Origin of the sequence: Burkholderia sp. B10 (genome assembly GCF_004368385.1) — a bacterium.
In the GTDB taxonomy this organism is placed as follows: domain Bacteria; phylum Pseudomonadota; class Gammaproteobacteria; order Burkholderiales; family Burkholderiaceae; genus Burkholderia; species Burkholderia vietnamiensis.
The window spans coordinates 1-6,447 of record NZ_PQMX01000137.1 but is presented as its reverse complement, the minus strand read 5'-3'; the positions used below and the strand labels follow the sequence as shown (position 1 = coordinate 6,447).

The 6,447-nt window shown below is 60.9% G+C and carries 6 protein-coding genes; 4 read left to right on the top strand and 2 right to left on the bottom strand.

The genetic code is table 11. The features are described from left to right. Window positions 1–85 (bottom strand): transposase (locus tag C3Y15_RS30885; RefSeq protein WP_134206827.1); only part of this gene is annotated, 85 nt, incomplete at its 3' end. Window positions 86–153: 68 nt separating this feature from the next. On the opposite strand from C3Y15_RS30885, the gene C3Y15_RS31925 reads away from it, so the two are divergent. Together C3Y15_RS31925 and C3Y15_RS30875 are read left to right on the top strand one after the other, a co-directional pair. Further along, complete coding sequence (locus C3Y15_RS31925) at window positions 154–327, top strand: hypothetical protein (RefSeq protein WP_166677073.1); 174 nt, start codon at window positions 154–156, stop codon at window positions 325–327. A 638-nt stretch (window positions 328–965) separates the two neighbouring features. Continuing rightward, on the top strand, window positions 966–1,814 hold the full coding sequence (locus C3Y15_RS30875) for a DNA-binding protein (protein ID WP_124260304.1): 849 nt from the start codon (window positions 966–968) through the stop codon (window positions 1,812–1,814). A gap of 38 nt (window positions 1,815–1,852) precedes the next feature. On the opposite strand, the gene C3Y15_RS30870 is transcribed toward C3Y15_RS30875, so the two are convergent. Beyond that, complete coding sequence (locus C3Y15_RS30870; RefSeq protein ID WP_124260303.1) at window positions 1,853–2,308, bottom strand: hypothetical protein; 456 nt, start codon at window positions 2,306–2,308, stop codon at window positions 1,853–1,855. Window positions 2,309–2,882: 574 nt separating this feature from the next. On the opposite strand from C3Y15_RS30870, the gene tssF reads away from it, so the two are divergent. Then, complete coding sequence (gene tssF, locus C3Y15_RS30865; protein ID WP_124260302.1) at window positions 2,883–4,763, top strand: type VI secretion system baseplate subunit TssF; 1,881 nt, start codon at window positions 2,883–2,885, stop codon at window positions 4,761–4,763. A gap of 146 nt (window positions 4,764–4,909) precedes the next feature. Beyond that, on the top strand, window positions 4,910–6,447 hold a 1,538-nt coding region (gene tssI, locus C3Y15_RS30860; protein ID WP_134206934.1), incomplete at its 3' end, for a type VI secretion system tip protein TssI/VgrG.

Below are 6,447 nucleotides of genomic sequence, written 5' to 3'. Positions count from 1 at the left end.
TCCTGCACAGTTCCTTGACCGGCATACCGGCCTCGGCTTCCTTCAGAAACCCGATGATTTGCTGTTCCGTAAAGCGCTTCTTCATGTTCGTCTTCTTCTCCGAAAACGAACTTTACTAGACTCCGGCTGGCCCTGTTTGCAGGGGGCAGGTCATTGTCGACCGACCCCTTCGACCGCTTGCAGCGCGAGCTCGACAAGATCAAGCAGCACTGTGTGGACACCCACGGAACCGTGGAGTTGATCCCCGACTTGAAAGCCCGGCTGATGCGCGAGCTGCCAAAGCAGCTGCATGGACCGCGCTGGCAGTTGAGCACGGCACGCCGCTGACATGCGCAAGCACCCGTCCCGATCATTACTGCGCCAGGCGCCCGCCCACTTCGCGCTGTACCGCGCGTACCTTGAGGGACTAGACGAGGCGACGCTGCACGCGCGACATCGACGCGGCGCACCTGCTGCCCTGAAACCGGGCAGCTTGCCCCGCGACGCCCACGCCGGCGCGGCAGCTGGAAGGGCGGTCGGCAAAGTGCCGACGCTCGAGGCATTCCGAGAGGCGGTCGACCCCGATGCCTTCTACAGCGACCGCGAGCTCGTCGCGCTCTACGTTGAGACTTAGCCGCCGGAAGCGTGCCCCGTGCTTGATCGCAAGGCTGCACGTAATCGCAGTCCGCGCGATCGCCAAGGCGCAGCGCTCGCGCGCATGGAGGCGAGTCTCGTCAAGGCGCCGCAACTGAAGCGCACTCAACCGCTGGCTCGACGCCCTCCTGGTCGCGAGGCTGAAGGCCGCCGGCATCCACGACCTTTGCCGAGTTGCTTGCGCAAACGCGCGAGCGGTTGAGCGCAGATGGAAACAACCCGTCATTGTGCTGCGATGCGTTGCGGCTTGTCCGCCGAGGCGACCGACGGCGAGCCAAAATTTTCTTGCGCATTTCCATAACGTAACATCAATTTTCGTGAAATGTTACGTTATGGCGCGCGAACCGAACATTACTCAAGATCAAGTCAGCAAGGTGGCGGAGCAAATTCGCGACGCCGGTGGCCGGCCGACCGCGCGCGCCATCCGCGAGCGCTTGGGGACGGGGTCGATGGCGACCGTGCAGAAGTTCTTTCAAGCGTGGCAGGACGCGCAGGTTCGGCCCGCTGAAGCGCCGGTCGTACTGCCTCTAGCGCTACAGCGAGGCCTGCTGGAATTTGTTGCGTCCGAAGTGGAGCGGAATAAGGGCGAGTTGCGGGCGGACCTAGAAATCGCGAGCCAAGCCAATGCGGATCTCATACTCGAATCCGAGCGGCAAACCGCGCTAGTCGAAAATCTTTCTGCATCGCTCGAGAACGCCTACGCGGCGAAGGCGGTGCTTTCCGGGCGCCTTGAGCAAGTCGAGGCGGAGCGAGATGAGGCTCGTCATGAAGCGGCGGTCGAGCGTGCGGCGGCGGAAACCGCCCGGACAGACTTGGCCAAGGCGTTGCTTCGGCTAGAGGCTATGCCGCGCTTGGAGGATGATCTCAAGACCGTTCGTGACGCCTTGGAGAAAGAGCGCGCGGCGCGAGTGAAAGCCGAGCAAGCGTCGGCGGTTGCGACCACGAAATCCGAGGCTTCGCGTGAAGCGCAACAGTCACTTGAGCGTACTCTCGAGGAGTCAAGCCAGCACGGGCGTGAGAGAGAGGCAGAGTTGGTTGAAGTGCGGGCCGAGCTGAAAGAGGCGCGGGCTGCTAACGAGCTTCTGCGGAGCGAACAACGTATCTCTCTCAGTCGGTCACGGGCACGCGCGTCATTGTCAGCGCCGCGCGTGGAGCGGAAGTCAACGGAAGGAAAGAAGTAGCTCCCAAGGCGAGATTCGCCGTCGCAATAGAAGGCGGGTCACCAGAATTCCACGCCTCGCGACGCGGCTCGCTTGTACGCCGCTGCGTGAAACTCCTGCAGGTCGAAGGTTCTGCGACGCGTATCCAGTGCGCAGATGGCCGCGGCCTCGACAACAAATCGAGCAGGCGCGAAACGATCTGCATCGATCGCATTGCGGCGCACCCAGCCGGTTTCTCCCCACGCCTCAATTAGGCCTTTATTCCCGAGCAGTCGGTCGAACGCATCGACTCGTTCGAGGAAGCAGGCCCGCGTGTTTTCGTCCGAGAACACGTCGGTCGCGACGGTCGCGAGAGCAAGCTCGTAAGGGCCAGGATCCGCACCGTAGAACGAAATCAGCATCCCGCGAATTTTCGAAACCCGGCGAGCATTGACCAACACCTCGCCATCGTAGATTGCGCCGGCCAACTCGAAGGCTGTACAGAACAAGCGTGGCATCAACAAAGGGACGATCACGATGGCCTCCGGTGCCGTGTCGAGTACGGTATAGGCGAGCGAGCCTCGTTCTGCAAGAGCACACTATTTTTGGATCGGGCCGGCGCATATGCTGCGTACTGAGTGGTTGGCCGAAAGTGCTGTCCGCTGGAGGCGCGGGGAACGGGTACGTACGCGGTGCAACGCTCGTTTGGCCACACTGGGCAGTTGTGTCGACGTAGAAACCGTTCCGAGATCGGTGCCTACGGACGAGCGATATTGAGCGCTGGCAATCGGTGAACAATGGTTAAACGGTGTCGACGAACGAACCTGCTCTGCTACGATGCCGAGAAGTTTCGAGAGCGAGCCCATCGCTTTTGCTCGCTTGGCGATGGGCAACCGACCCTCCCGAAGCCCAGAGGGCTGTCACAAGGGCCATAGTGGCGGCCCTCGCTTCACGGCATGCCTCATGGCCTGCGTATTTCAAACGCTATGATTGATTCGCTCTCGACTCGATAGATTCGAGATAAGCGTGCGCGACGCCCGGTTAGAATCGCTGCGTCTACCCATGAGCACGGTACCGATTGACAGATCGGCGTGACCGTCTGAAACGCGTATGGCCATCGAACCCGAGGATCTTCTACCCCATTTTGAGCGTGAGTTGGGTCTGCTGCGCCGCTCGACGCGCACATTCGCCGAGCTTTATCCCAAAATCGCGGCTCGTCTTGCGATGTCCGGTGAGCACTCGGATGACCCACACGTCGAACGGCTGCTGCAATCGTTCGCGTTGATGTGCGCTCGGCACGACATCCGACTCGAAGATGAGGTGCCGGAGTTTACGCACGCGTTGATTAACACAATCCACGGAGCGTTCCTGCGGCCGTTTCCATCTTGTGCGATGGCCCAATTCCGCGTGGATCGAGACAGCAAGCAGACCGAGCCGCGGATCGTTCCACGCGGCACGCAACTGGTGGCGCCGAATAGCCGCCTGGTGTTCCGCACCGCCGCCGACGTCACGTTGGTGCCGTTGACCGTCTCCGGTGTACGTTACGCGACGTCGACCGTCGCGCCGATGCAAACCACACTGCCGGCCGACACTACGGGGATTTTGTCTTTCACCCTTGAGCTCACGGCACCGTCAGCCCAGTTCTCCATCGCTCCAGATACGGTGCGGTTGCATTTGGCGGGGGAGAGGGAGGTGGTGGCTGCGCTCGCCGACGGGGTGCTAATGCACGCCACGCGGGCCTTCGTTGAACTGGACGGCAACGGGCGCTGGCGTCGGGTGGACATGCCGCTGGCGGCCGCAGGTTTCGACGATGCCGACGCGCTGCTTCCGCCGCCTCGCGACAACACGACTGCTCCGTTTCATTTGTTGATGGAGTACGGCGCGTTTCCCGCTCGATTTGACAACCTCGACCTGAATTTGGCGCGGTTGAAACGGTTGGCGGTTGGCGCGCGCCGGATCACGTTGCATTTGGCCCTTGCCGGCATCCACCCTGACTCACGTCGCGCTCAACGGCTGATCGCGGCGTCGGCCGACAATCTCCGGCTGTTTTGTACACCAGTAGTCAACTTGTTCTCAAGCAATGCGGAGCCAATCGAAACGAAGGCTGGGCAAGCCTACTATGCGCTGAAACCGTTTTCGCTGAAGACCGCAGCTACGACCGAAATCTGGTCAGTTGATCAGGTCCGTATAACGACCGCCCAGGGTGCCGCGCTTCTGGCGCCCTTCGAATCCCTGCAACACGCGCTTGGCGCAGCGCCAGGCCCATATTGGATCGTTTTGCGGGACGAAGCCCGGCGCGCGCCGAAGCCGCCTTCCGAGCCCGGCAAGCCGGGACAGGAGCCGCTGCGCGGACAGGCAACTGGCGCGCGCGCAGACGGATTGCGTGGCTTGGAACTCGCGCTTGTGAACGCTCGCGGCGAGCCCGTTGATCCCGCCGCGCAGCGCCACCTCGACATCGTGCTGTCTTGCACAAATGGCAACCTGGCGGAAATGCGCGAGCGCCAGTTGGCCGTGCGCGATGGGGACTCGGGTGACGAGATCGAGTTATTGGCTCAGCCCAGTGCAAGTCCCGCGCCGATTCTTCACCACGGCGACCTATGGGAATTGCTGTCGTGGCTGGTTCCGCAGGCAGCGCGGCTAAACGCCGAAGGCCTCAAAGAGTTCAAGCGCTTGTGCACCCGCTTCGGCATGTCCGCGCCCGACGCCGGCCGGCGATTCGACGCGCTCGTGTCGCTCTCGACTGAACGGGTGCGGCGCTGGATACCGGGCAAGCCGGCTTCAGCGTTCGTCCAAGGATTGGAGGTCCGTCTCGTGATCGACGAGCTGCGTTTCGTCCAATTCAGTCTCGCCGGATTGGGGCGCGTGATGGATCGACTATTTTCCCCGTACGTTCCAGTCACCAGCTTCGTGCAAATCGTATTGGTCTCGGCAGAAACCGGCGCGGTACTGCGACGCGGTGAACCCTGCGTCGGTTCCCAACCACTTATTTGATTGGCGAGTGGAAAAGTATCGGCAGGGAAATTGCAAAGGAATTTCAGGTATCTTTCGCTGGCAAACGTTTTGTCCTACAGTAACGGGGCCTCAAGCTGGTGAGCCAATTGGGGACAGAACCTGAGACGAAAATAAAGGGAATTCAAATGAGTTTCGCCCCGAATGGCGGTATTCCGGCCGGTTCCGGCGGAAATCTGTTGGGCTCGCTGAGCGCGCTTGGCGGCCTTGCCGGGCCGGTCGCATCCACGGTGGCAGGACAGATTGGCCCGCTCGCCGGCGTCGCAAGTCATATCGACACCGTGCAACGCGCGGTTCAGCTCGCGCAGACCGGTTTTTCGCTGATGAACAAAACGCCGGCCGCGATTGCGGACGCACTCAACAATGCGGCCGGTGGCGTTGCTCGGCTGACTCAGCTAAATCGATACGTAACCATCGACTCGCCGCTCGGTCCGGACGTGCTGCTGGTCAGCACCGCGGTCATCGACGAACACGTCAATCGGTTGCCAGAGATTCACCTCGATTTGCTGTCACACCAGCATGACCTGGTGCCTGATCAGCTGATCGGGCAACCGATTAAGATTCGATTCGACCAGAGCGCGCGGCAGTCCACGCTCGAGCGCATCGTCTCGTCAGGCGGGGCCGACAGCATTCGCTACTTCGACGGATACGTCACGTCTTTCGACCGGGCGGGTAACCCGGGCAAGGTGACGCAATATCAAATGACGGTGGCGCCGTGGTTCTGGTTCTTGACGCGCTCGACCGACTGCCGGATTTTCCAGAACAAGACTGCTCAGGACATCCTCACCGAGATTTTCCAGGATCACGGGTTCACCGATTTCGAATTCGACATCCGGACCGCACAGAAGCCGCTCGAATACATCGTGATGTACCAGGAGTCCTACTACAACTTCTGTGCGCGTCTGATGGAGCAGGAAGGCTTGATCTGGACTCACCGCTACGAGAAGGAAAAGCACTTCCTTGTCATCGGCGATACGAATTTCGTTTTCCGTCCGATCGACGGGCTGGCCAACTTACCGTATAACGCCAGCGCGGCGAGTGAAGACAACGGTATCGACCAGTTGCATGAAGGCCGGCGTTTTGGCGTCGGCAAGATCGCCTTTCGCGACTTCAATCACCAGAACCCGTCGTCGCCGCTGATGCTGGCGCAGGCCGAGCCGGAGAATCTCCGGCATGCGGGGCTCGAAACGACAGAGCGTTTCGAACATCAGTCGTTATTCGACCACGGCGATGACGGCGATCGTTACGCACGCATTGCGATGCAAGCAGAGGAAGCGAGCGCACATCGATATACGGGCAGCGGCTACGCGTGGCGGATGACGACTGCGGGCAGCGTGACAGTGTCGAACCATCCGGTCATGGCCAACAATCAGGAATACGCCATCCTGCACGTTCGCCACGAGGCCGTGAACGACTACACGGAACACAACGCAAAACTGCCGTACCGCAACACATTCTCTCTGCTCCCGAAGAAGTTTCCGTATCGTTCGCCCAGAAATACGCCGAAGCCCGTCATTCACGGCACGCAGTCGGCAATCGTGGTCGGCCCAAAGGGCGAAGAAATTCACACGAACGGCAGTGCCGTGAAGGTGCACTTCCTGTGGGATCGCCGCGGCAAGTTGGACGGTTCGGATTCGATGTGGATCCGCGTGTCCCAACCTTGGGC